This is a genomic window from Rothia sp. HMSC065D02 (genome assembly GCF_001815285.1).
In the GTDB taxonomy this organism is placed as follows: domain Bacteria; phylum Actinomycetota; class Actinomycetes; order Actinomycetales; family Micrococcaceae; genus Rothia; species Rothia dentocariosa.
Genome location: NZ_KV820074.1, coordinates 1 through 23,235 on the forward strand (window position 1 = coordinate 1; position 23,235 = coordinate 23,235).

Genomic DNA, 23,235 nt, shown 5'->3' on the forward strand with positions numbered 1-23,235 from the left:
GGCGTGAGATCGCGTGGGACTACGCCTTCATCCTGACAAACTTGGGGATTACCGAATAAGCGGGTATACCATTCCAATGTGTCCCCTTCCTCGGGGCACAAAAAGGCTCTTTATTCGAATAAAGCGGCGAATAATACGCTTTATTCGAATAAAGAGCCTTTTTAGCAGGTTGTCAGGGATGCCCCACAAGCCCACGTTCTAGGGCGGCCGCGTGCACATCATCCCAGGCTCCGGATGCTACAAGCTCGCCGTCTTCCATGACAAGCACTTCATCGACCGCCGCCAACACCTCGGGAACCGTACGGTGCGTAATGTAAACAAACCCTTCCATGCTCTCGAAAAGAGCACGCTCAACCCGTCCCGCCGTAGCGTGGTCCAACCCAGTGGTAAGCTCATCCACAATATAGAAAGAGCGTTCGTGCAGGAGCATACGTGCAAGCAAGATACGCTGTTTCTCTCCGCCGGAAAGCGATCTCAAATCGTCGCTCAGCATATAATCAAGACCCCTCGCGGAAGCCCATTCTCCCAGACCTGCGCGCTCACAAGCCCAGAGAATCTGCGCATCCGGCACCGACGGATCGTACAGGCGAATATTCTCGCGCAGGCTATCGTGCAGCAGATGATTGTCCTGCGCAAGCAGCCCTAGGGAAGCATGCATATCCTGTTCAGCAATCTCACGCAGATCGCGCGTCTGCCCAGATTCGTGTACCTCAATAGTTCCGCTATACTCGGGATTATTTCCAAAAAGAGGTTTGAAAAGCGTAGATTTGCCCGAGCCGGATGCGCCAATCACCAAATACTTTTTACCAGTCTCAAATATGAAACTCACGCCATAACCCACCGACTTTTCGCCCAAAGGCTTGACGTCACGATAGGTAATCGCGTCCAGTGTGAGAGGCTCGCCCGATCGGTAATCTTCCACAGCGGGTACTTCCGCATCAATCTTGCGGATAATCTCACGACCTGCATAATACTGGGTCAGCAAACCTGTAGACATAAACAGCGGCATGCAAATCATACCGGTCAACTGGGCAAAAGCGACCACCTCGCCCACGCTCGATAGCCCCGAGAGCACCAACGCCCCACCGGCAAGCCACGTTCCCAAATACAGAAGTTTCGTGAACATACTATTGACGGCGTCTACACGTTCCTGCGTACGCTGATAACTCTGCGCCGCCACGTACCATTCACTCAATTCTTCAGAAAAGCGTTTAGCCACGAATGAGTATGCGCCCAGAATCTTCCACCCCAAAGCGCTGCGGAGCGTATCACCGCTAACCTCGTTCAATGCGTCGGTCCGCGAAGCATAAACTTTCGTCACGGTACCAATACGTTTTCGAGTCATCATCGGTATCAAACCCACCGGCAGGCTCAGCGCAAGAACAGCGCACGCCATGAACGGGTTCAGAATAAAAGCAGCCACAATGGCGAGAATAAGCTGCGCGGTGAGGTATCCGCCCCAGAAAATAACGTCAATATAGTTGGTTTTAATGCTTTCAAGCTGACTCGTGAACTGCGAAAAATAATATTCGGAGCTCCTGCCCGTCAGCCGCGCTACGGGAGAAAGCCCGATGCGGCGGAACAGTTCTGCACGCAGGTTATTCTGAATCTGCACCCCGGCGAGAGCGGCACGGTACTGGCGTGCGTAATGAAAAAATGTATCGACGATAAGGTATACGGGCACGGCAAGAAACATCAGGAGAAAAAGCTTACGATCGCCCGTGATAACGGCATCGGAAAGGTACTTGATGAGCACACTTTCAAGCACCGAACTTACAGCAAGCACAAGAGTAAGCACGATAAGCATTAGGAGGGTCCCCGATCTGAGACTTCGGATAACCTTCATGCTTTCCTCCTCGACCTACTATGCCGTATATCACTACTGTACCGTATAAGGCTGAATGTGCTGCGTGTCTGCTGCGGGCTTATCCCTTACTCATAGCGCTACTGCACTGTATTATTCAGCATAGAAAGGCTCTTTATCCGAATAAAGCGTATTTTTTATCGCTTTATTCGGATAAAGAGCCTTTTTAGAGCCCGAACAGAGTGCTTATCGAGGGTGCTTGGGTAATTAGCCTTCCACACCGCAAGCCTGCAGAATAAGCTCACGCACGCGAGCCGCATCCGCCTGGCCTCGGGTAGCTTTCATGACTTGGCCAACGATCGCACCGGCCGCCTGAACCTTACCGGCACGAATCTTATCGGCAACATCCGGCATGGCCGCCAAAGCCTCCTCAACGGCGGCGGTGAGCGCACCGTCGTCAGAAACCACGGCAAGACCGCGAGCCTCAACGATCTCGGCAGGCTTACCTTCGCCAGCGAGCACATGCTCCAGCACCTTACGGGCAATCTTGTCATTGATCTTACCCTCGGCGATCAGGGTCTCAAGCTCCACCACGGTTACAGGTTCAATACCCAGCGCGGTCAGCTCAACCTCGGCCTGCTTAGCTTTACGGGCAATTTCACCCATCCACCACTTGCGGGCGGCGGATGCGCTAGCCCCAGCGGCAATAGTCTGCTCAACAACATCAAGAGCACCGGCATTGACCACGTCACGGAACTCTTCGTCTGAGTATCCCCACTCCGCTTTCAACCGGCGGCGACGTTCCGCAGGGGGCTCGGGCAGACTTGCGCGCAGCTCTTCAACCCACGCCATCTCGGGTACCACGGGCACCAGGTCAGGTTCCGGGAAGTAGCGATAATCGTCGGCATCAGATTTGGGACGCCCTGATGAAGTCTCGCGGGTATCCTCATGCCAGTGGCGGGTTTCCTGCTGAATTTTCTCACCACGTTCCAAAATAGCAGCGTGACGGCGAATCTCATAGCGTACTGCACGTTCCACCGAGCGCAGGGAGTTAACGTTCTTCGTCTCCGAACGAGTACCGAATTTCTCGCTCCCCTTGGGCATGAGCGACACGTTTGCGTCACATCGCACGTTACCGCGCTCCATGCGAGCATCCGAGATGCCCAAGCCTTTGACAATCTCACGAATCGCTGCAACATAGGCGCGTGCCAGTTCGGGCGCACGCTCGCCAGCACCCACAATCGGGCGGGTCACAATCTCGATTAGCGGCACACCGGCGCGGTTGTAGTCCACCAGCGAGAATGCCGCGCCCTGGATGCGCCCGTCGGCACCGCCCACATGGGTGAGCTTACCGGCGTCTTCCTCCATATGCGCGCGCTCAATCTCAACGGTAAAGACGGTTCCGTCTTCGAGTTCTACATCCAGCTTGCCATTCTCAGCGATAGGGCCATGATGCTGCGAGGTCTGGAAGTTCTTCGGGGAGTCCGGGTAGAAGTAGTTTTTACGCGCAAAATACGAGATAGGCGCAATATCGCATCCCAGGGCAAGACCCAGCTTAATAGCTGATTCAACTGCCACCTTGTTCACCACGGGAAGCACACCGGGCAGCCCAAGCGAGACCGGGGTGATATTGGTGTTCGGTTCATCCCCGAAAACGTTCGGAGCGGCATCGAACATTTTGGTGTTTGTGTTGAGCTCTACATGCACCTCAAAACCAAGCACCGGATCATATTTCTCGATGGCTTCTTCGAAGCTGAGGACTTCTTCACTCATTACTTGGTACCCCCAAAGTCAAAGTCGCTAATCAGATTTTCGGTGTTGGGAATGCGGGTGTAGAACGGCGCGCCCCAGGTATCATTCAGAAGCGCTTCCAAACCGGCACCCACCCGGTACAGGCGTGCATCTTCGCGTGCGGGGGCGGTGAACTGTATGCCCACAGGTAGTCCGTCTTCGTCGGCAACGCCTGCCGGAAGCGAAATCGCGGGAACCCCCGCAAGGTTTACCGGCACGGTTGCCACGTCACCCAAGTACATCGCCATGGGGTCACCTTTGGTTTTCTCACCCAGTTTGAAGGCGGTCGTTGGCGAAGTCGGAGAAACCAGCACATCGCACTTCTCAAAAGCCGCGGTGTAATCACGCTGAATAAGAGTACGCACGCGCAATGCCGCACCGTAGTGGGCATCGTAATTACCCGCTGAAAGCGCATAGGTACCCAAAATGATGCGGCGCTTAGTCTCGTCGCCAAAACCAGCTTCGCGGGTAGCTGCCATGACACGCTCAATAGTCACCGAACCGTCTTCGGGTATAACGCGCAGACCGTACCGCACGCCGTCGTATTTTGCCAGGTTTGAAGATACCTCGGAGGACATAATCATGTAGTAAGCGCTAATCGCTTCCTTTACCGAGGGAAGGGAAACTTCTACAACCTCAGCCCCAGCCTTCTCCAGCAGCTTTAGGGCGTCGTGGAAACGGTCAAGAACGCCCTGTTGGAAACCGCTACCAGAACCGCCACCGAGTTCTTTAATAACACCAATGCGCATCCCTTTGAGGGATTCAGGGTTGGCACCCTCAAGAGCCTGAGCCGCAAAAGGACCGACTGGTTCATTCAAAGAGGTAGAGTCCATGGGGTCGTGACCGGCGATAGCTTCGTGAAGCATCGCAGTATCGAGCACGGTACGAGCGCAGGGACCTACTTGGTCAAGCGAAGATGCCATAGCAATTACGCCGTAGCGGGATACCGAACCGTAAGTCGGTTTTACGCCTACAGAACCGGTGAGGGAGGCAGGCTGGCGAATAGATCCACCTGTATCAGTTCCAAGAGCTAAGGGAGCCTGGAAAGCCGCAACAGCGCTGGCAGATCCGCCGCCAGAGCCGCCGGGGGCACGATCAAGCGCCCAGGGGTTACGAACTACGCCAAATGCCGAGTGCTCGTTCGAGGAACCCATCGCAAACTCGTCGAGGTTAGTCTTCCCCAAGATTGGCATGCGTGCTGCACGCACCTTGCGAGTTACGGTACCGTCATAGGGGCTCATCCATCCTTCAAGCATGCGCGATCCGGCGGTGGTGGGCTGTCCCTTTGTGACGATCAAGTCTTTAACAGCGATGGGTACACCAGCGAGCGCGGGCAGCTCTTGACCTGCCGCACGGTCAGCATCAACAGCCTGCGCGGTCTCCAGGGCTTCCTCACGGTTGATGTGCAGGAAAGCATTCAGACCACTTTTACCGTCAGCGCGGTTCTCGCTGAGTGGGGTGCCATCGATTGCTTCAATGCGATCTATATGCGCCCGGGTAAGCTCAACGGCAGAAATCTCACCGGCTGCAAGTTTTTGAGCGGCTTCAGCCGCAGTGAGCACAATAAGTTCGTTCACGTCTTCCCCTTAGTCTTCGTCGAGAATTGCGGGCACGCGGAATTTGCCATCCTGCGCATCGGGGGCACCTGAAAGCGCCTCTTCCTGGGTGAGGGTCTGCCCCACAACATCTTCGCGCAAGACGTTCTGAAGCGAAATCGGATGGCTGGTCGGGGGTATGTCTGGGGTGACGGTTTCAGACAGATGCTCCATCGAGCTGACAATAATATCGAGCTCTGCCGCCATAGCGTTGAGCTCGTCCTCTGTCATCTCGATGCGTGCCAGTTCGGCAAGGTGCTTAACCTGCTCGGTGGTGATGGCAGACATGATTCTCCGTTAGGTATACTTTCAATTCTCTATCTAGTGTACCCGTCGGCTCGCAGGTATGCTGACGTATCGGTGATCTAGCGAGAGAGTTTTTAGATTTGCAGGGACTCCAAACCTATAAGCCTGCACAGAATAGATTTTCGCTCTGGCATTCATAAGTCTGAAGTGTAAAGGGCAGTATCGTGCCTAGACATATATGAGCCCCACCTTCCCGAAGGAAGATGGGGCTCATATATCTACGTTAAGGTGAACTCCCTAAATTATGCGGGGATGTTCAGAACCTGACCGGGGAAGATCAGGTCAACGTTGTAGACAACGTCGGTGTTAGCAGCTGCGATTGCCTGGTAACCACCAGCAACGCCGAGCTGAGCAGCGATACCGGAGAGGGTATCACCGGACTGCACGGTGTAGGTGCCAGCAGCGGTTGCTGCGGGTGCCTGAGCTGCAGGTGCTGCTTCCTGAACAGGTGCTGCGGGAGCTTCCTGAGCAGGAGCCTGAGTCGTAGGTGCGGGAGCAGCAGGTGCTGCTTCCTGAACGGGCTCGGAGTAGGACTGCTGAGCCTGTGCCTGAGGTGCTACCTCCTGCTGAGCTGCACCGGGATCGGTGTAGGAGGGGGTTGCGTTACCGGACAGACCGAGCTTCGAGGAGCATGCGGGCCATGCGCCCCAGCCCTGCTGTGCAAGCAGACGCTCTGCTGCCTCAATCTGCTGTTCACGGGAAGCGTTCATGGGGGAACCGGACATGCCGACACCGTTCCAGGACTGCTGGGTGAACTGCAGACCACCGTAAAAGCCGTTGCCAGTGTTGATTGCCCAGTTACCACCGGACTCACACTGTGCCAAAGCATCCCAGGTGGATGCCGGTGCTGCGTTTGCAGCAGGCGCGGCAGCGGCTGCAGCTGCACCACCAATAGCGAGAGCAGCAACAGTACGGCGGATTGCGGAAGTGTTCTTCATAATGCTCCAAATAAGGCCATCCACGCTCACTCCGTCCCCGGAGCTTCATAGCGTTACCGCTCACCCGTTTTAACAAATTGATTACTTGTCGAGGCTCTACCATGTGAGCGGCTATCCAGGTGATTCGCGCTTCCGCCATAGTCGCGTATTGCGGGGTAGACGGCAGAGGCGCATCCTCACGTGGGGACGTGCGGTAGAACCGGGCATCGTTTTGGGGTTTCCGGTCCCAAAACTAAATTTCTGATTGACTCCCAATAAAGGAATCGTTCTGCAGATAAAGATAGCTGAGAAAACTCAAGATTCCAACCTCTCCTATGCTCTCAGCAAGCGTTCTGAGTTCTCACAGGGAACTCCCAGGTAAATTAACTCAGGGTAGGCTAAGTTCAAACTTTTAAAACCTCGATTCCTACTCATCCATTGCCATACCAAGGGAGCACACAAGAACGACTCTTCTATATTCTGTTTCCGGGGGTGGGCTTTATCATTTCGTAATAGTGACCCTGCACCCATTTAAAAATTTTTTAAAAAATTTTTCGCTTGCGGCGTGTTTTAAGGGTTCATGACGACATGAGTCCAAACCACTTAACAGTTCTGCGGCGCGATGGCGCGCCTTAGCATATATGCACGGTCTTTGGGAGATTATGTGCTTAAGTCACACCATATAGAGCTATTTTCGGGCGTTTACAACTCTATTGCCAGGTTTCAGGCCCTTCATCGCAGTACATCATACAGCTGCGCTACCCCACACCAAATACCAGCTACAGCGTAACCTTTCGCCGTTATTTGGTAGATAACTCGGAGTAAGAGTCCTACTCCCCCGGTGTTAGCGCATCGGGCCCGTGGGCCAAAAGTTTCGTAAACCCGTCTTCATCAAGAACCGGAATTCCCAGGGCCTCGGCCTTATCAAGTTTTGACCCCGCAGAGGCTCCGGCAACCACAAAATGGGTCTTCTTAGACACAGACCCGGAGGCGCGCCCGCCGCGCACGATAATCGCTTCCTTCGCACTATCACGGCTATAGTTCACAAGGGTTCCGGTCACAACCACGGTCACGCCTTCGAGCGTGCGTTCTATTGACGCGTCACGCTCATCTTCCATACGCACACCGGCATCCGCCCAACGGGCAAGAACTTCGCGATGCCAATCCGTTGTAAACCATTCGATAATCGAATCGGCGATAACGCCGCCCACACCATCAACAGCCGCTAACCTATCCCGGTCAGCCTGGGCGATCGCATCCATAGAGCCAAATTCGGTGGCGAGGGCGCGCGCCGCGGTTGGCCCCACATGGCGAATCGATAAGGCTACAAGCACGCGCCAGAGAGGCTGCGATTTTGCTTTCTCAAGCTCTACAAAGAGATTTTGTGTGTTCTTCGTAGGAACAGGGTCTGGCTTTGCTTTCGTGGGCTTCGTATAGAAGTACGGAACAAGCTCAAACTTGCCGGTACCCACCCCCTTGACCTTCTTCTCGCGGCGAATTTTCACATCGCGTAGATCTTCGGCGGTGAGATCAAAGAGGAACGCCTCACTCGTGAGCGGAGGCTGCTCAGGCTCGGCGGGAGCTGTCAAAGCCTTAGCCGCCTCAAAGCCGAGTGCTTCAATATCGAAAGCACCCCGCGACGCGGCGTAGTAGATGCGCTCGGTCAGCTGCGCCGGGCAGGAACGGTAATTGGGGCAGCGCATATCGACGTCGCCCTCTTTACCGGGAGCCAACGTCGTACCGCAGGAAGGGCACTCGGTGGGCATAACGAACTCGCGTTCATGACCGTTACGAAGAGCAACCACAGGCCCCACGATCTCGGGAATCACGTCGCCAGCCTTACGAAGAACCACGGTGTCTCCGATAAGCACACCCTTGGCCTTCACCACATCCTGATTATGTAAGGTTGCGCGTTCAACGGTAGAGCCCGAGACAAGCACGGGTTCCATCACACCATAGGGGGTCACGCGGCCGGTACGCCCAACATCCACGCGAATATCGAGAAGCTTGGTGTTAACCTCTTCGGGCGGGTATTTATACGCTACAGCCCAGCGCGGCACTCGCGAGGTGTACCCCAGTTGAGTCTGCGCTACAAAGTCATTGACCTTGATGACTATGCCGTCGATCTCGTGCACCAGGGAATGGCGCTTTTCACCGTACTCGGCAATATACCGAAGAATATCATCGACTGAAGTAAAAAGTTTGCTGTATGGACTAGTGGGAAGCCCCCAAGCGGCCAATTGCTCGTAGGTTTGGTACTGGGAGTTCACATCTAGCCCGGTCCGCGAGCCTACGCCATGAACATACATGCTCAGAGGGCGTTCAGCGGTCACGGCAGAGTCTTTCTGACGCAGGGATCCTGCCGCGGCGTTTCGGGGGTTGGCGAACGGGTTCTTCCCCTCAGACACCATTTTTTCGTTGAGTTTCTTGAAGTCTGCCGATGAAATGAAAACCTCGCCGCGTACTTCAAGCTCCGCCGGGTGGTTCTCCCCCGCTAATTTCTGTGGGATTGAGGCTATAGTGCGCACATTATGGGTTACATCCTCACCCGTAGTACCGTCACCACGAGTAGCCGCACGCACCAACACACCGTTACGATACAGCAGATTGACCGCAAGACCATCAATCTTCAGCTCCGTAAGCCACTGCGGTGCGGTGCCGGTGAGAAGACGGGTATTTTCCTCGGTCTTTGTTAGCCATGCCCGAAGCTCCTCAAGAGAAAAAACATCCTCAAGGGAGTACATGCGTACCAGATGGGTTACCGGCGAAAAAGCCTCGCTGACTTCTCCACCTACCTCTTGGGTAGGCGAATCGTTAGCAATCAACGCGGGATATTGTGCCTCAATCTGCTCAAGCCTGCGGTAGAGCCTATCGTATTCGGCATCTGAGAGAGTCGGGGCATCTGCCTGATAGTAGTCATGCCGGGCGGCGCGAATAGTATCGGTCAGCTCGGCATATTCGGCGCGAATAGTATCGGTCAGCTCAGCGCTCGAATCTAGCGCCTTGAGGGCACGGTCAAGGGATGCGGGAGTTTCAGCAAGATTTTCAGTCACCCCACTAGTCTAACCGTTCACTTTCCCCGATGCGCCGGTTAATGTCACGGGGAAAGACTAGTCTTGCGCTTCTATGGCGTCAGCAACAATCACGGTAATATTATCGCGACCGCCCGAGCGCAGCGCCTCATGCTGAAGCACATCGGCGGCATCTTGCGGGTGACGTATAGAGGTAAGAACACGCGCCATATATTCATGGGAAAGCTCGCCAGAAAGACCGTCCGAGCAGAGCATCAGACGGTCGCCCGCTCGTGCGGGAAGCACCCAAAAATCGGGTTCCCAAAAATTACCTGTACCTAGTGCACGGGTAATCACATTTCTGCGCGGGTGCGTTAGGGCTTCAAGCTGAGTAATCTGCCCTTCATCCACCAGATATTGAACCTCAGAGTGATCAGTAGTGACCTGCTCAAGAGATACATTGCCCTCGTTGCCCGGCAGGCGTTCCATTTCAGCGTGGTGAATACCATCGTCTTCACGCATCAACCGGTATGTACGAGAATCGCCAATATTAAAGACAACCCACAGGTACTGCTGACCTATATTGGTAAGCCACGCGCCGGTTACGGTGGTACCGCCTGAACGCGAAAGCGCATCTTTAATACTGTCGTTCGTTTCACCCAAAATCTCACGTGTGCGATCAAGGGCACGCACAATTTCATGGTTCAGTTCATTTGTTAAACGACGATGGCGCTGCTTTGAATTTTTATCTTGGTAGTCCTGTTTAATCTTTTCGACACGCTGACGGTAGTTTTCTTGTTCTTCTTCGCTCATACCGCCGGGTCGAGTAAAAAAATGCGAATACGCCAGCTGACGTACACACAACCGCGATGCGACCTCTCCCGCTTCGTGACCGCCCATACCGTCGGCCACCACGCATAGAGACCCCGCTACAGCCATCGAGTCCTCGTTGTTGTCACGATGAGCCCCACGATGAGTCGCACCACCGGTGCGCAGGGTCAGGTTCAAGGGAGTTGCCATGATGTATCGTTCTCCGTTATGTAACTAGCGCCGGGCGTAACCGCCACAGGGTCTACATTACCAAAGCTACGCACGTTGCGTGTGCCTTGGTACGTCAGAGTAAAGCGGTCGCCATACTCTTTGAGCGTTTCGGCGGTCTCGCTATCGGTCAGCACAGAACCGGGTTCCGCGAGAGATACCAGCCGTGAAGCAAGGTTTACGCTCGAACCATAAACATCTCCACGATTCGCCAGGACCTCGCCCCAAATAAATGCTACACGCACTTCTGGCAGTTCAGGGTCTTTTCCGATTTGCTCCGCCAGTTTCAGACTGATCTCGGCGATAGCCTCGGGAGCCTCCGTGAGGAAGAAAACTTCATCGCCTAGAGTCTTAATGATGCGCCCGCCGCTCGGAGCAATAATATCGAGACAGCTTTGTTCAAAACGGTTGATAAGACGCGCTAATTCGGGGGCACTCAGGTTACGAACCAGGGAGGTATACGACACCAAATCAACGAAACCTACACCCCGCACGAGGGGGAGCTGAGCTGGCTCCGACCCCAGCTTTTTATTCTCGCGCAGAGCGAGACGAAGAACACCCGTATACATTTGACGACGATAAGCGTAGAGCGCGAGTTCTTCGAGAACCGGCATGAGATCTGCAAGACGGAAGAGAAGCTGACGGCGTGCCTGCGCATCGTCTACACCATCACGATCCATAATGTCGTGCACCAGCGTTTCAATCTGCCACGCCACAATGCGATCGGTCAGCTGCCCTACGGACCGTGTCAAAGAGACAATGCTCTCTTCCGCAACAAGATTCGTTCGGTTGAGATTCTCCAGGTCTTCGAGCATATTGACGTCGAGTTCCGTGAAATGGGGATCGGCGGCGTGAATATCAGGAAAACCCATATTGCGCCAGATCCGGCGAGCATCTTCAAGGCTCATCTGCGCGGCAGCAGCGGCTTCTCGGGGTTTATATCGGCGGCCCTCTCCCAGCAGGGCGCGTTCAAGCACGCGCACGCCTTCTTTTGAGGTTTCGTCACGGTAAATATTGTTTTGCGCTAGGTTCTGCAGAATACGCAGATTCAACATCTGGGTTTCGGGGCCCAACGTTCGGGGATTCTTATACGGGGTAGCCTCAACGCTATCGCCAGATAGGCTCTCATGAGTCATAGGCGTTGAGTTCTCCTTCCTTGTCCCCTGGATATATGCAACACACTGTATTCGGGTGCAATATTTCACATTAAGAATACCCGTGTGCTCTTCCGGGCAGACATAAAAAGTATGCTTGCCCACATTATTCTACCCTTACCAGGCAAAAATCTCGCCCGCTAGACCCTAAACATAACTAACACGTAACGGATAGTAGTCCTGCCAGGCATGCTCGACAATATTCCGGAACCGTTCGGGGTTTGGAAGGTGCATAAGCTGGTGCCGAAATCCTCCTGCATAATCAACATGGAAAGATCCGTACCCCATCCAAGCGCCCAGGCTACTCTGCGAAACCCAACGATTTCCCATGCCGTCAAGCAGCAAGGATATGTCAGCCTTACGGCGCATCAGGCCCTTAATAATCATGATGCGATGCGTGGTGATAGCGTACCGTGTGACAGACCAGCGCCATATCTTACGAAGAGCCACCAGAGCGGTAACCACAGCTACCACACTGCCCGCCCAGAAGAGCAGCCCCGATGATCGTGCGGTCGAGGCAAAACTTGCTGAGGTAAAGGCCACCAGCAGGTAGACAAAGGCTCCCACAAGAGCGCCGGGATGAGCCCTCGTTAGGACAATGGTCTGTTCGCCGGGGTAGAGTTTGCCACGCAGTTTCATGCTTATGCCTTTGCAGAAGTATTAGGGGTTATCTCAGACGGTGTTGGCGTTGGAGAATCTTCCTGTCTGAGGGCAGGGTAAAAATTACCGTAGCTTCCATCCGCCGGACGCAAATGTTCAATGTCTCCTACGGAATAGGCCTGCACGGCACCGGTTGTATCACGGATTAGGATGCGCCCTTGAGCATCAAGATCGGTTGCGGCCCCGGTGACGATGCGTCCATCAGGAAGGTGCACCGATACCTCGGCTCCCAGCGTCACCGTGGCGGCACGTGCCTGATCAAGCAGAGACTGTCCGCACAACAAAGTTTTTTGGGGGTCTCCCCCAACACTTACAAACTCACGATAGCGACGGGCAAAAATGGTCAGCATACGGTTCAAAACCACATGGTTATCAACGGGTTCACCGCGTTGGATAAGAGCGCTCGTGGCGGTCGGTACAGGCACCTGGTCTTCACGCATATTCAGGTTCTGCCCAATCCCCACGACAATACTCATCTGCCCTTTCTCCTCCGGTACTTGAGCCGGTTCGCTCAGAAGCAGGGCGAGAATACCGCATGCCTTACGACCTTGAATGACCAGATCATTGGGCCATTTCAAGGCGGCATCAAGCCCCAACTCACGCCAGACATCAAGCACGCTTAGCCCGGCAAGCATAGTCAGCCAATGGTAGCTTGTAATCGGCAGCTGCTGCCCAACACCAGCATGAGGGCGCACCACAATGCTGGTGGCTAAGCAAGTACCTGCAGGAGCTGTCCACGCGCGGTCCATACGTCCTTTTCCGGCAGTCATATAAAGGGTGGTAAAAACCGACAGTTCCCCCAATTCGGTACGTTCGCACGGTTCCCCGCGTGTAAGGCGCCGAACAATTTCGGTGTTCGTCGTATCGACAACATCGTAAACGCGCACGAAGCTGTACCCTGCCTCACGTGCTTCGGGAAGAATACGGGACGGATCAAGGATTGCAGGCCTCTGGTCTGGTAGCGACATATGTACCATCATAGTGGCTCGGAGCCTTGTACACTCTGTACTTCGTGATGCTGAGCTCTCATACGGGTGTGAGATAGTAGAGTAACTGGGGTCTACGCCCTGCGCGTACCCTTGGAGACAGATAACCACCGGTAAATACCACAGGAAAGGAACCAGCCATGGCATACTATGTCATTTCTTACGTCTACGGAGACCCAGCCCTTCAGGATGCACATCGTCCGGCGCACCGTGAATACCTCTCTACACGCGTTCAGGAAGGTACGATCGTAGTTTCCGGTCCGCTTCTGAAAGACTCGGTGTCCGTAGGTGCTCTCCTAATCGCTCAAGTTGATTCTTTTGATGCCGCCGAGACCATCGTCAAGAACGACCCCATGAAAATTGGCGGTGCCGTCGAGTCCTACACTATCGGCGAGTGGAACCCGGTTCTGGGCAGCATCCGCTAGTTTTACCCCTCAGCACCGTTTTCGACCCGCCGCTTTGTGCCCTCACCAGGCAACGAACCGGCGGGTTTATCCCGATGGAGCATAGGAATCTGAGGCAACACATATGACGAAAATACGCGGGTACCTGGCACCATGACCGCCCCGCACACTATAGTTGATAGGGTAGCTTTTCTAGCCTGAGAAAACCTACTATCCGTATCGACACCGCACGTCATAAAAACCCTCTACGCATGATGCGTGCCGCACGAATCGAGGAATACATGTCTGAGAACGCTCAGGAATACGACTTGAGTACGACCGCCGGTAAACTCGCCGATTTTTATGCTCGTCGCGAGCAGACCCTTACCCCCGGCGGGCAGGCCGCTATAGATAAACAGCATGCACGCGGTAAGAATACGGCACGCGAGCGCATCGATATGATTCTCGATGAGGGTTCTTTTGTAGAGTTTGATGCCTTAGCTCGCCACCGTACCACGGCTTTCGGTATGGACAAGAAAAAACCCCTCGGTGACGGCTTAGTTTCGGGCTACGGCACCATTGATGGGCGTCTTGTCGCTATCTATTCTCAAGATTTTACGGTGTACGGGGGTTCGCTCTCGCAGGTGAACGGCGAGAAGATCGTGAAGGTGCAGAAGTTTGCCCTCAAGAATGGCTGCCCGGTGATCGGCATTAACGATGGCGGCGGGGCTCGCATCCAGGAGGGGGTGGCCTCTCTGGCGCTGTTTGCCGATATTTTTCGGATGAATGTGCGTTCTTCGGGTGTTATTCCACAGATTTCAATTATTATGGGCCCCTGCGCAGGTGGTGCCGCATACTCCCCCGCGCTCACTGATTTTATTGTGATGGTCGATAAGACCTCGCATATGTTTATCACCGGTCCGGACGTTATTAAGGCGGTCACCGGTGAGCAGGTTGACATGGAAACCTTGGGCGGCGCCCGTCAGCATAATGCAATGACTGGCACGAGTGCCTACCTTGCCGAAGATGAAGAAGACGCTTTCGATTTCGTGCGGGAGCTTTTGGAATTCTTGCCCTCCAATAACCTGTCAGAGTCGCTGCCGTTGGATCATGACCAGGAGTTTGAGGTCGTGGTGGATGATCTGGATCTTGATACTCTCATCCCCGATTCTGCGAATCAGCCTTATGATATGCGCGATGTGATCGAGTCCGTGGTTGATGATGGGCATTTCTTTGAGCTTCAGGCGTTATTTGCCCCGAATGTCATGATTGGTTATGCCCGTGTGGAGGGTCGCACGGTGGGTATTGTGGCAAATCAACCTACGCAGTTTGCGGGATGTCTCGATATTGCCGCCGCTGAGAAGGCGGCGCGTTTTGTGCGTAATTGCGATGCTTTCAATATTCCGATTTTGACGTTTGTGGACGTTCCCGGATTCTTGCCGGGTACGGATCAGGAGTTCAACGGTATTATTCGCCGCGGTGCTAAACTGCTCTACGCCTATGCGGAGGCGACTGTACCGCTCATTACAATCATTACCCGCAAGGCTTTTGGTGGCGCATATATTGCGATGGGGTCAAAAACGCTGGGAGCCGATATTAACATGGCGTGGCCTACCGCCCAGGTGGGTGTGCTTAATGGTCAGGGTGCGGTCAATATTCTTTATCGTCGTGATCTTGCCGCGGCTGCGGAGGCTGGCGAAGATATTGAGGAACGCCGTTCTGAGCTGATTGAGCAGTATGAGGAAGAGATTCTGAACCCGTACCAGGCCGCCGAGTTGGGGTATGTGGATGAGGTTATCGCTCCGCATGAGACCCGTGTGCGTATTATCTCTTCTCTTCGCGCGCTACATGATAAACGTGCCGCTATGCCAGCGAAGAAGCATGGGAATATTCCGCTGTAGTTCTTGACCGCTCTTAGTTCACGTTGTGATGCAGTACTGACCGGAGTTCGAACCAAGATACTGCATTATCGGTTATTTATTGTCAGGAGGCGCCTGTGGCAGGCTACAATCCGCTGAATTATTTCTCTTTCGGGAAGAAGAAGGATGCTCCTACGACTCCCAAAGAGTCCGCTGATCAGGTTTTACCGCAGAACGGCGCTTCGGAGGCTGCCCCGCATGCTGATACCGTGGATCCTGCGGATATTCAGGATGATTCACAATCTTCCGAGCAGCCTCTGCTGCGTGTTATCAAGGGTAATCCGACGGTTGAGGAGATTGCCGCACTCACCGTATTGGTAGCTTCATATCAGAGTTCGCAGACTCAGCAGGAGCACAATTCGATTCTGACGGCGGCTTCTCGTTTGCTTAACCGGCGTCAGCGGCTGGGGGCTTCGCTGCGTCCCGGTCCGGGATCGTGGCGTAGGGCTCGCCCGATGTAACCTTGCCTTCGCTGCGGCAAAATATCGAGTCTCGTGCGCTATAACGTACGAGGCTCGATGTATATAAAGAGAAATATGTATCGCTTCTCTGGAAGATATTTAGATGCCCTATATACTAGGTATATATAGCGAACCACACTAAAATGCCCGAAAGGTGGTTCAGGTATGTCTAAAGAATACAAAAATTATGCTGTGCCGCTTGAGGCCGTTGAGATTCTTTTTCTGCCGGCTCTGCGGCGGCTTAGCCGTGCAGTCCCCCGCACCGTGGCGGATATATCGCAGTCCCTCTCTGAACAAACACACGCTTTAGGCACCAAAGAAGAACTTCAGGATCTCAAATCCGATGCTTTTATGCACCAGGTCAAGGCTACGCTCCAGGCGATGGCTCGCTTGGGCTATGTGCTGGTCGTTCCCAAAACCACAACCTCAAAAACTCGCTATCTGCTCAGCGATTCCGGTGCCGACATTCTAACGGCGCAGATTCGGCGCCGCGGCAGCGTCATTCCCCAAAGCGCTCGATATGAGCTCCAAAAACTTTTTACTCCGCTTTATGCAAGCGCTCCTAAGGATCCAGACAAACTGGATTCCCACGATACCCCAGCCCAAGATAAACACGAACATAGTTCGTATACCCCGATGACCACCCCGCTGAGTCCCGGTGCGTCTTTGCGGGATGCGCATCCCGATCTTATTTTGGCTCAGGCGGCATATGCGGCAGATTTTGCCGGTGATCTTATCGAACGTATTTATGCTGTTTCACCAACATATTTTGAATATATTGTGGCAGATGTCTTTAATTCTTTAGGGACTTTTCATGCAGCAGTTATAGGCGGCCCTAACGATCACGGGATTGATGTTCTTGTACATTATCCTAAAGAACTTTGTTTTCCGCCTATCTATGTTCAAGCAAAACATTATTGTGGATCATCAAGAGTAACCCTCAGCGATATTCAAAAATTTGCTGGAGCAGTTCTTTTACACAATGGGTTACAGGGCGTTTTTGTTACCTGTGGAGAATTTGCTGCGCAGGTTCCGCAACAAATGGAAGCCCTTCCCGGAGGCAACCGCATTGCTCTGGTTGACCGTGACCGTTTAGTTTCACTGATGATTCGGCACCGTGTGGGGGTTATTCATGCTCCGGGAGAATGCACCTACAGAATTGATGAAGAGTACTTCTCCCGCGGGATTCCGCAGGATTCTCATGGGTGATACCTTCGAAGGACAGCAGAATCCTGTATAAATAGACCGCAAAGCTGGATCAGCAGTTCTGCGCGCCTTCCTGCCATAATTCATCCTTTTGGATGAATACACTTATTCCTTTTTCCCGTTTATACTAGTAGAACAGTAAATATAGATATCAACAGGGGTACTTGTGACCATCGTAAATACGAACATGCTTCGGCATGAGAAAACACCGGTAGATAACATTCTTAAAGCGCTTTCCTGGGATGATATTCCAGAGGAGTACCGCGATGATTGCCGTGATATTGCGGTTCGAGCGGCATTAGCGCTTTTACGCCAATTTGAACGAGCACATGAGCACGGACAGAAACTGCTTTTTCCCGAACTTTACACTCCAGTTGGGGTTGAAATAGGTTTCACCATGACCCAGCGCTATATTGCGGTGGGTAAATCCGTGTTATTTCGTGATGCGATTGACAAAATTATTGTCGCATTCGTAAATCATGATTATCTTGATGTATCGCTCAGTAATCTGCATCCGGGAAATTTGCTCTATTCTTTGAGCGAACGTGGGCTTGATTTTCTTCAGCGCTCTGAGGACGAACAGCGTGAAATTCTAGAGGATCTTTTCTATCCCATTATTGGCACGCATTTGTTCTATATGCAGGATTACTATCCGCGACTGCTGGCTCAAATTAATGTGCGCAATATTGCTCCTATTGCCCTATCGGTTATTCCGCTGCATCTGAGCGTTACAGAGAGTAAACTTCGTGAGCTTGTGATGCGCGAATGTGGCTTTGTGCAGGGATGGTACGGTCTCACCCAACTGGAACAGCAGCTTTTTGAGACATCATGCGCCGAATCTGTGCGTGGACTTCTTGATGCAGGCTACCTGCGCCCCAAGGAACACCACGATAAGATCGCATATGCGCTCACGACCGAGGGTAAGAATCTGCGGTACAGTTTCCCGCACGGGGTGCCCGCCCAGGCACTCAGCGATATTTTCGATGATGCTCCCGTATCCTTGCTCACGGTGGATCAGCTTAAACACCATGAGAAACTTCTCATTCGTATGGGGCACGTCATCATGGATGCGGTACTCGCCAAAGGCGAGAACGCGAAGCTGCCCCTGGCCGATGTGGATCGTGCTATTGCCCAGGATGCTGAGATTCAGCAGCTTGCAGACGAAGACTCTCCTGAGTATTTTCAAGGACGCGAACATGTTTATGATGTACTGTTGGCGCACCGTTACCTCGAAGAGGGAGATGAAGACGAGCAAGAGGTCTTCATGGTGGGATCTGCCTACGTCGATGCTCTTAGTAGCATAGAAGACGGCTCGATTGACGAGTTGATGCGCCGCGCGTTCCTCGATCCCGCGGCGGCGGAGCAGATTCCGCATCCGCATCATATGCTTTTCGACATTCTGACCTTGGTGCGTGACAACCCGGATATCAATTTCTACGACCTGTTCGCGAAGGTTGAGGACACGCTGGATTTGCCGTATCTGCAGGCTCGTTTAGCGCCGCATCGCTCCAATACGACTCCTCGCGTGCGCAACCGGTACGCGGTTGCGGTTCAGGTTTTGAAGCAGGAAGGCTATCTGCAGGTTCACGGTGGACAGAGCGGTAGGCTTTCTCGCAAGGATCCCGAACGGTACACACTCACGCAGAGCGCCATAGAACTTTTGGATCGCTTCCCCAACGGTATTCCGGAGACTGTTGCCGCGCGTATCGTACCGCTTCAGAAGCAGGCACTTCGGCACAAACTTCCCGAGGATATTGCGGCTGCGCTCAATACTGGCCGTAAACCGTATGAGAAGCGAGAGCATTCTCAGGATTCCTATTCCTACCAGAATTCGCGCGGGCATTACGGGTCGGGTCCTCGCTCGGGCTATGGTGCCCCCGTTCAGGCGACCCCGCAGAACATTGCCCAGGCGCAGGGTGGTTCGGGTATTTCTTCGGCAGCTTACGCTTCTGCACAGTCTTTCACCCAGCCTGCCCCCGCCTACCAGGCACCTGCGCCGGTACCGTCTCAGACACCCGGTGTAGAGCAATCGTCGGATGCACCTTCGGACGCTCTCAGCGCCGTCGAAGCCGCAAGGAATGCCGTGCAGGATGCGCAGAGGCGCTACCGCGATGTTTTCAAACGTGCTCTCCTTCAGCCCCAGCTGCAGGCGGTGACGAAGGACCGTTTCACCGATATTGCGGCAGACTTGTTCTCGGTACGAGGATATACGGCTGAACGTGCGGATGCTTCACAGGGTGTTCAGGTTATTGCTTACCCCTCTGGTGGGCAACGCGACCGCGCATTCTATGTGCGGGCTCAGCGTTCAGCCGACGGTGCGGTCAGCGTACAGGATATTACCAACCTGTACCTCTCTCTAGAGCAATTGGGCGGTCAACTGGGTGCGTTTATCACGGATGGAACTTTCGGTGATGATGCATACGATGAGTACATTCGATGCTCCACCAAGTACCCGCATATTCTGGTGGATCTTATCGCGGGCGACGAGCTCATGAACCGTCTAATTGCCCATCGTTTGGGTATTCGTGACGGTCGGGTGCCCGGGACGATAGAGCTCGATGATGCGTATTTCAGCGGTTCTGACTCCGCTGCATCGTAATTATCTTAAGTACCCCTCACGCGACGGTGGCTGATAATCTCAGGATTGCTCAGCCGCCGTCGCGGCGTATGCGGTGCGTAAGTTTCGGCGCTTCACGTACTGGACATACAGCGCAATAATGCCGTGCTGTATGCCACGCTACGTTAGTATGAAAAGTATGAGCATTCACCACGAAATTCCGGAGATTTACCGCGTCAAGCGAGCGCTGACCGACGTCGATCACATCGCCAACGAATTCTACGAAGCGGTTCTAGATTTAGATCCCGTCATTGCAACGGAGCAGGGGCGCACGGGTGTCGCGACTCAGTTTCGCGACTATTCCCCCGCCGGGGAGGAAGCCTATATCCAGTTAGTGCGCGCGACCCTCAAGAAACTTGATCAGGTCATTCCCATAGACGATGTTGATCTTGTGACTCTTGATGCCATGCAGGAGCGTCTGGGGCTTAGTCTTGAGAGCCACCGTGCCGGGCTAGGCGGCTGGCAGTTAAACAACATTGTTTCGGTTCCTCAAGAGATTCGCGGCGGGTTCGATCTGATGGCGCGAAATACCGAGCAGGATTGGGCTAATATTGCCGGGCGTCTGTTCAACGTTCCGCAGGCGATCACCGGGTTCGTTCAGACTCTGCATACGGCTCGGGTTGCTGGTCATGTCTCGCCGCGTCGGCAGATAGAGATTGTTATCGAGCAGATCGCCGCGTATATCGCCGAGGGCGGTTTTTTCGATGAGCTTGCCGCCGAGATTACTCAGGCGGTACCGGATCTTGCCGAGCAGGCGCGGCGGGGTGCTAAAGCGGCAAAAGATGGGTACGCTACGCTCAGGACGTATTTGTACGAGGTGCTGCTCCCGGCAGCTCCCCAGCAGGATGCGGTCGGCCGCAAACTCTATGCCCTGCACTCTCGGGCATCCTTGGGGGCTTCTGTCGATCTTGATGAAACCTATGCCTGGGGTGTGCAGGAGCTTGACCGTATTATCGCTCAGCAGCGGCAGGTTGCAGAGGAGATCGAGCCCGGAGCATCGATTGAACGCGCAAAAGAGATCCTGGATGCCGACCCGTCACGCACTCTGCACGGAACCGATGCGCTCCGCGAGTGGATGCAGTCGCTCTCGGACCGCGCGGTGCATGAGCTCGCGGGTACCCAGTTTGATCTTGACGGCCCAATGCTGCGTCTGGAATGCCGCATCGCCCCTACCCATGAGGGCGGTATCTATTACACCGGCCCCTCCCCCGATTTTTCGCGCCCTGGGCGCATGTGGTGGTCTGTTCCTAAGGGCGACGATACATTTGGCACGTGGCGCGAGACTTCGACGGTGTACCACGAGGGCGTTCCGGGGCATCATCTGCAGACGGCTATTGCGCTGGTCATGAGTGAGAGCATGAATAAATGGCGTTCGCAGCTGATCTGGGTTTCCGGGCATGGTGAAGGCTGGGCGCTCTACGCTGAGCGTCTGATGGAAGAATTCGGGTTCTTGACCGATCCTGGAGACCGTATGGGCATGTTGGATGGTCAGCGGATGCGCGCCGCCCGCGTGGTTTTCGACATTGGCGTGCACTGTGAGCTTCCGATCCCCGATGCTTGGGCTGAACCGCTGGGGGTTGAACCAGGTACTTTGTGGACTCCTGAGTTGGGGTACGAGTTCTTGAAACTCAATCTAGAGGGTACCGAGAGCGTTATCCGTTTTGAGTTCTTGCGGTATCTAGGGTGGCCCGGGCAGGCGCCCAGCTATAAGGTGGGTGAACGTTTGTGGCTTCAACTTCGAGACGATGCGCTTCGTGATGGGTTGTCTTTACGTGAGTTCCACACGAAGGCTCTTATGCTCGGTTCAGTAGGGCTCGATACGCTACGACGCGCCCTCACCGATGAGGTCATGCCCCATAGCGATGATGAGGATGACGACGACGATTAAACCCCTGCGCTTTACCGCGGAATAAACCTAAACCCTAGAGAGCTGGCGCTAAAACCCGTATATTTTGCTGCGTATCGTACATAAACCTATGAATATACAGCAAAGTGTACGGGTTTTAGTGTGGTTAAACGCGGTACACCGGCTACGGAATAAGGTTCGGTTTGACCTGTACGAGATGCGGGGCGAAACGACATTCGTAGTCGGTGATAGGCCTGTCCGATTCGCGAATGCCCATACCGACCGCCTCGCCATTGACCATCCAGATGCCCAGCATCGGCAGGTTAGTGCGGTTAATAATCCCCGAGTACACCGGCGGGGCAACAAAATCCTGATACACAAATTCGCTTTCAGGTACGTTGATAAAGTGGTCATCGTCCTCATCACGCACAAAGACATCGTAATCGGGAGCATTGATCTCAATGCCATCGCCTTCGCGACCAAATATCGGTTTACGTACCCAGTTCTTCAGACCGCCTCGCATTCCTACATGTGTTTCTAAGAGGTTGGGATGGTTGGGGTATAAATCCCATAGAGCGGCGAGCAAAATCTTATTCGACAGGAACATCTTCCATGCGGGTTCAATCCAACGGTTCATCATATCGTGGTAGGCGAAGAGCAGCTTATCGTAACCGCTTTCGCTATCGGTCACCATATCTTCCCAGGGATAAAGCTTGAAAAGGTTCTCGATGCGTTCTCCCTCAGGGTCTTTCCAGATTTTTAGGGTCTCATCGAAAATAACCTCGTCGATACGGATAAGCTTCGTGGTCAGTCCCGCACGATTGGCGGCATGGGCTATAAGCCAGAGGTTGTTATAGTCTTCATCGTTAACATCGATTTCTTCGGTTACACTCGCTAAGTGCAGTCGTGGTGAACGGCCGTGAGAGAGATCATGCGCAAACATTTGCCGCCAGCGTTCGGTAAAAGCCTCACCAATTTCACCCCAGTGTACGTAACCGCGGGTGTCGAGGCGTTGATCGCTCGCCCATGTCTTTTGGCTGATAGTGGCCTCAACGATGCCGGTTGGGGTATCGGCGTTGTATTCCAGGAGTTTGAGAGGATCACCGGGCACCCCGGAGTAGATGAAATCGAAGCGACCGTAGAAATCCGGTTCGTGGCGGTTCCACGATTCTTTAGCCATGTTAAAGGCGGCTTCGGGAAGACCGAGCGTTCCGTAGGCACCAGATGCCATACGCTCAATGGCGTGCAGGCACATTTGATGAACCTCACGCGCCTGATCCCGCAGATTAGTCATTTCTACGGGTGTAAAAACATAGGCCGCATACTCATTCCAGTAATGCTGCAGATCGTGTGGACCATCAACGCTATAGGTCAGGCCTTCATCAATAATGGTTTGTTCCCAGCCGGGGCGTCCCACCGGAAATTCTTCGCGTTTCATATTATCTTTCGTGATAAGACACCGCCGCTGAGTACGATGTGCAGTATAGGAACTTGTAGAGAATTCTCATCTGCGAGGCGTATAGAGCAACCGGCGCAGATAT

The 23,235-nt window shown here is 53.8% G+C and carries 17 protein-coding genes; 6 read left to right on the forward strand and 11 right to left on the reverse strand.

Annotation, left to right across the window (positions count from 1 at the left end; translation table 11 throughout):
- Positions 1–172: 172 nt before the first annotated feature.
- The 10 genes from HMPREF3016_RS01315 to HMPREF3016_RS01360 form a co-directional block, all read right to left on the reverse strand.
- On the reverse strand, positions 173–1,807 hold the full coding sequence (locus HMPREF3016_RS01315; protein WP_246828411.1) for an ATP-binding cassette domain-containing protein: 1,635 nt from the start codon (positions 1,805–1,807) through the stop codon (positions 173–175).
- Between the two features lie 264 nt (positions 1,808–2,071).
- On the reverse strand, positions 2,072–3,577 hold the full coding sequence (gene gatB / locus HMPREF3016_RS01320; protein WP_070739581.1) for an Asp-tRNA(Asn)/Glu-tRNA(Gln) amidotransferase subunit GatB: 1,506 nt from the start codon (positions 3,575–3,577) through the stop codon (positions 2,072–2,074).
- The gene (gene gatA / locus HMPREF3016_RS01325; RefSeq protein WP_070739584.1) at positions 3,577–5,172 is read right to left on the reverse strand and encodes an Asp-tRNA(Asn)/Glu-tRNA(Gln) amidotransferase subunit GatA; all 1,596 of its coding nucleotides are present in this window, start codon (positions 5,170–5,172) and stop codon (positions 3,577–3,579) included. The genes gatB and gatA overlap by 1 nt, the downstream gene beginning before the upstream one ends.
- Before the next feature lie 9 nt (positions 5,173–5,181).
- Entirely contained in the window at positions 5,182–5,478 is a 297-nt protein-coding gene (gatC, locus tag HMPREF3016_RS01330) for an Asp-tRNA(Asn)/Glu-tRNA(Gln) amidotransferase subunit GatC (RefSeq protein WP_004006192.1), read from the reverse strand.
- A 260-nt stretch (positions 5,479–5,738) separates the two neighbouring features.
- Positions 5,739–6,434, reverse strand: a complete 696-nt coding sequence (locus HMPREF3016_RS01335; protein ID WP_179291497.1) for a transglycosylase family protein — start codon at positions 6,432–6,434, stop codon at positions 5,739–5,741.
- An 809-nt stretch (positions 6,435–7,243) separates the two neighbouring features.
- Positions 7,244–9,394 (reverse strand): NAD-dependent DNA ligase LigA, encoded by a 2,151-nt coding sequence (ligA, locus tag HMPREF3016_RS01340; RefSeq protein ID WP_246828426.1) that lies wholly within the window; start codon positions 9,392–9,394, stop codon positions 7,244–7,246.
- Between the two features lie 129 nt (positions 9,395–9,523).
- Positions 9,524–10,444, reverse strand: a complete 921-nt coding sequence (locus tag HMPREF3016_RS01345; RefSeq protein ID WP_004006189.1) for a PP2C family protein-serine/threonine phosphatase — start codon at positions 10,442–10,444, stop codon at positions 9,524–9,526.
- Positions 10,429–11,598 (reverse strand): adenylate/guanylate cyclase domain-containing protein, encoded by a 1,170-nt coding sequence (locus HMPREF3016_RS01350; RefSeq protein WP_048751560.1) that lies wholly within the window; start codon positions 11,596–11,598, stop codon positions 10,429–10,431. Before HMPREF3016_RS01350 ends, HMPREF3016_RS01345 begins: the two co-directional genes overlap by 16 nt.
- Before the next feature lie 165 nt (positions 11,599–11,763).
- On the reverse strand, positions 11,764–12,255 hold the full coding sequence (locus HMPREF3016_RS01355; protein WP_070449166.1) for a PH domain-containing protein: 492 nt from the start codon (positions 12,253–12,255) through the stop codon (positions 11,764–11,766).
- 2 nt (positions 12,256–12,257) lie between these two features.
- A complete protein-coding gene (locus HMPREF3016_RS01360; protein ID WP_083296676.1) occupies positions 12,258–13,244 on the reverse strand; it encodes a biotin--[acetyl-CoA-carboxylase] ligase in 987 nt (328 codons plus the stop codon).
- Between the two features lie 158 nt (positions 13,245–13,402).
- Between HMPREF3016_RS01360 and HMPREF3016_RS01365 the strand changes: the two genes are divergently transcribed.
- The 6 genes from HMPREF3016_RS01365 to HMPREF3016_RS01390 all read left to right on the forward strand — a co-directional run bounded on the left by HMPREF3016_RS01365 (position 13,403) and on the right by HMPREF3016_RS01390 (position 21,736).
- Positions 13,403–13,687 carry a YciI family protein gene (locus tag HMPREF3016_RS01365; RefSeq protein ID WP_004006185.1) on the forward strand — a complete coding sequence of 95 codons (285 nt, stop codon included), beginning with the start codon at positions 13,403–13,405 and terminating at the stop codon, positions 13,685–13,687.
- Between the two features lie 260 nt (positions 13,688–13,947).
- Positions 13,948–15,546 carry an acyl-CoA carboxylase subunit beta gene (locus tag HMPREF3016_RS01370; RefSeq protein ID WP_070534864.1) on the forward strand — a complete coding sequence of 533 codons (1,599 nt, stop codon included), beginning with the start codon at positions 13,948–13,950 and terminating at the stop codon, positions 15,544–15,546.
- A gap of 95 nt (positions 15,547–15,641) precedes the next feature.
- Positions 15,642–16,025, forward strand: a complete 384-nt coding sequence (locus HMPREF3016_RS01375) for an acyl-CoA carboxylase subunit epsilon (RefSeq protein ID WP_070534861.1) — start codon at positions 15,642–15,644, stop codon at positions 16,023–16,025.
- Between the two features lie 165 nt (positions 16,026–16,190).
- A complete protein-coding gene (locus HMPREF3016_RS01380; RefSeq protein WP_070739590.1) occupies positions 16,191–17,234 on the forward strand; it encodes a restriction endonuclease in 1,044 nt (347 codons plus the stop codon).
- A gap of 163 nt (positions 17,235–17,397) precedes the next feature.
- Positions 17,398–19,830, forward strand: a complete 2,433-nt coding sequence (locus HMPREF3016_RS01385) for a restriction endonuclease (RefSeq protein WP_239661863.1) — start codon at positions 17,398–17,400, stop codon at positions 19,828–19,830.
- 157 nt (positions 19,831–19,987) lie between these two features.
- Positions 19,988–21,736: a DUF885 domain-containing protein gene (locus HMPREF3016_RS01390; RefSeq protein ID WP_070739593.1), complete on the forward strand. Its 1,749-nt coding sequence runs from the start codon at positions 19,988–19,990 to the stop codon at positions 21,734–21,736.
- Positions 21,737–21,878: 142 nt separating this feature from the next.
- On the opposite strand, the gene HMPREF3016_RS01395 is transcribed toward HMPREF3016_RS01390, so the two are convergent.
- Entirely contained in the window at positions 21,879–23,132 is a 1,254-nt protein-coding gene (locus tag HMPREF3016_RS01395; RefSeq protein ID WP_070739596.1) for a glutathionylspermidine synthase family protein, read from the reverse strand.
- Between the last annotated feature and the right edge of the window lie 103 nt (positions 23,133–23,235).

What these genes read in the sequence shown, in the direction of transcription:
- HMPREF3016_RS01315 (WP_246828411.1), bottom strand. Translation starts at nt 1,807, where the DNA reads ATGCTTATCGTGCTTACTCTTGTGCTTGCTGTAAGTTCGGTGCTTGAA.
- gatB (WP_070739581.1), bottom strand. Translation starts at nt 3,577, where the DNA reads ATGAGTGAAGAAGTCCTCAGCTTCGAAGAAGCCATCGAGAAATATGAT.
- gatC (WP_004006192.1), bottom strand. Translation starts at nt 5,478, where the DNA reads ATGTCTGCCATCACCACCGAGCAGGTTAAGCACCTTGCCGAACTGGCA.
- HMPREF3016_RS01335 (WP_179291497.1), bottom strand. Translation starts at nt 6,434, where the DNA reads ATGAAGAACACTTCCGCAATCCGCCGTACTGTTGCTGCTCTCGCTATT.
- HMPREF3016_RS01345 (WP_004006189.1), bottom strand. Translation starts at nt 10,444, where the DNA reads ATGGCAACTCCCTTGAACCTGACCCTGCGCACCGGTGGTGCGACTCAT.
- HMPREF3016_RS01350 (WP_048751560.1), bottom strand. Translation starts at nt 11,598, where the DNA reads ATGACTCATGAGAGCCTATCTGGCGATAGCGTTGAGGCTACCCCGTAT.
- HMPREF3016_RS01355 (WP_070449166.1), bottom strand. Translation starts at nt 12,255, where the DNA reads ATGAAACTGCGTGGCAAACTCTACCCCGGCGAACAGACCATTGTCCTA.
- HMPREF3016_RS01360 (WP_083296676.1), bottom strand. Translation starts at nt 13,244, where the DNA reads ATGTCGCTACCAGACCAGAGGCCTGCAATCCTTGATCCGTCCCGTATT.
- HMPREF3016_RS01365 (WP_004006185.1), top strand. Translation starts at nt 13,403, where the DNA reads ATGGCATACTATGTCATTTCTTACGTCTACGGAGACCCAGCCCTTCAG.
- HMPREF3016_RS01370 (WP_070534864.1), top strand. Translation starts at nt 13,948, where the DNA reads ATGTCTGAGAACGCTCAGGAATACGACTTGAGTACGACCGCCGGTAAA.
- HMPREF3016_RS01380 (WP_070739590.1), top strand. Translation starts at nt 16,191, where the DNA reads ATGTCTAAAGAATACAAAAATTATGCTGTGCCGCTTGAGGCCGTTGAG.
- HMPREF3016_RS01390 (WP_070739593.1), top strand. Translation starts at nt 19,988, where the DNA reads ATGAGCATTCACCACGAAATTCCGGAGATTTACCGCGTCAAGCGAGCG.
- HMPREF3016_RS01395 (WP_070739596.1), bottom strand. Translation starts at nt 23,132, where the DNA reads ATGAAACGCGAAGAATTTCCGGTGGGACGCCCCGGCTGGGAACAAACC.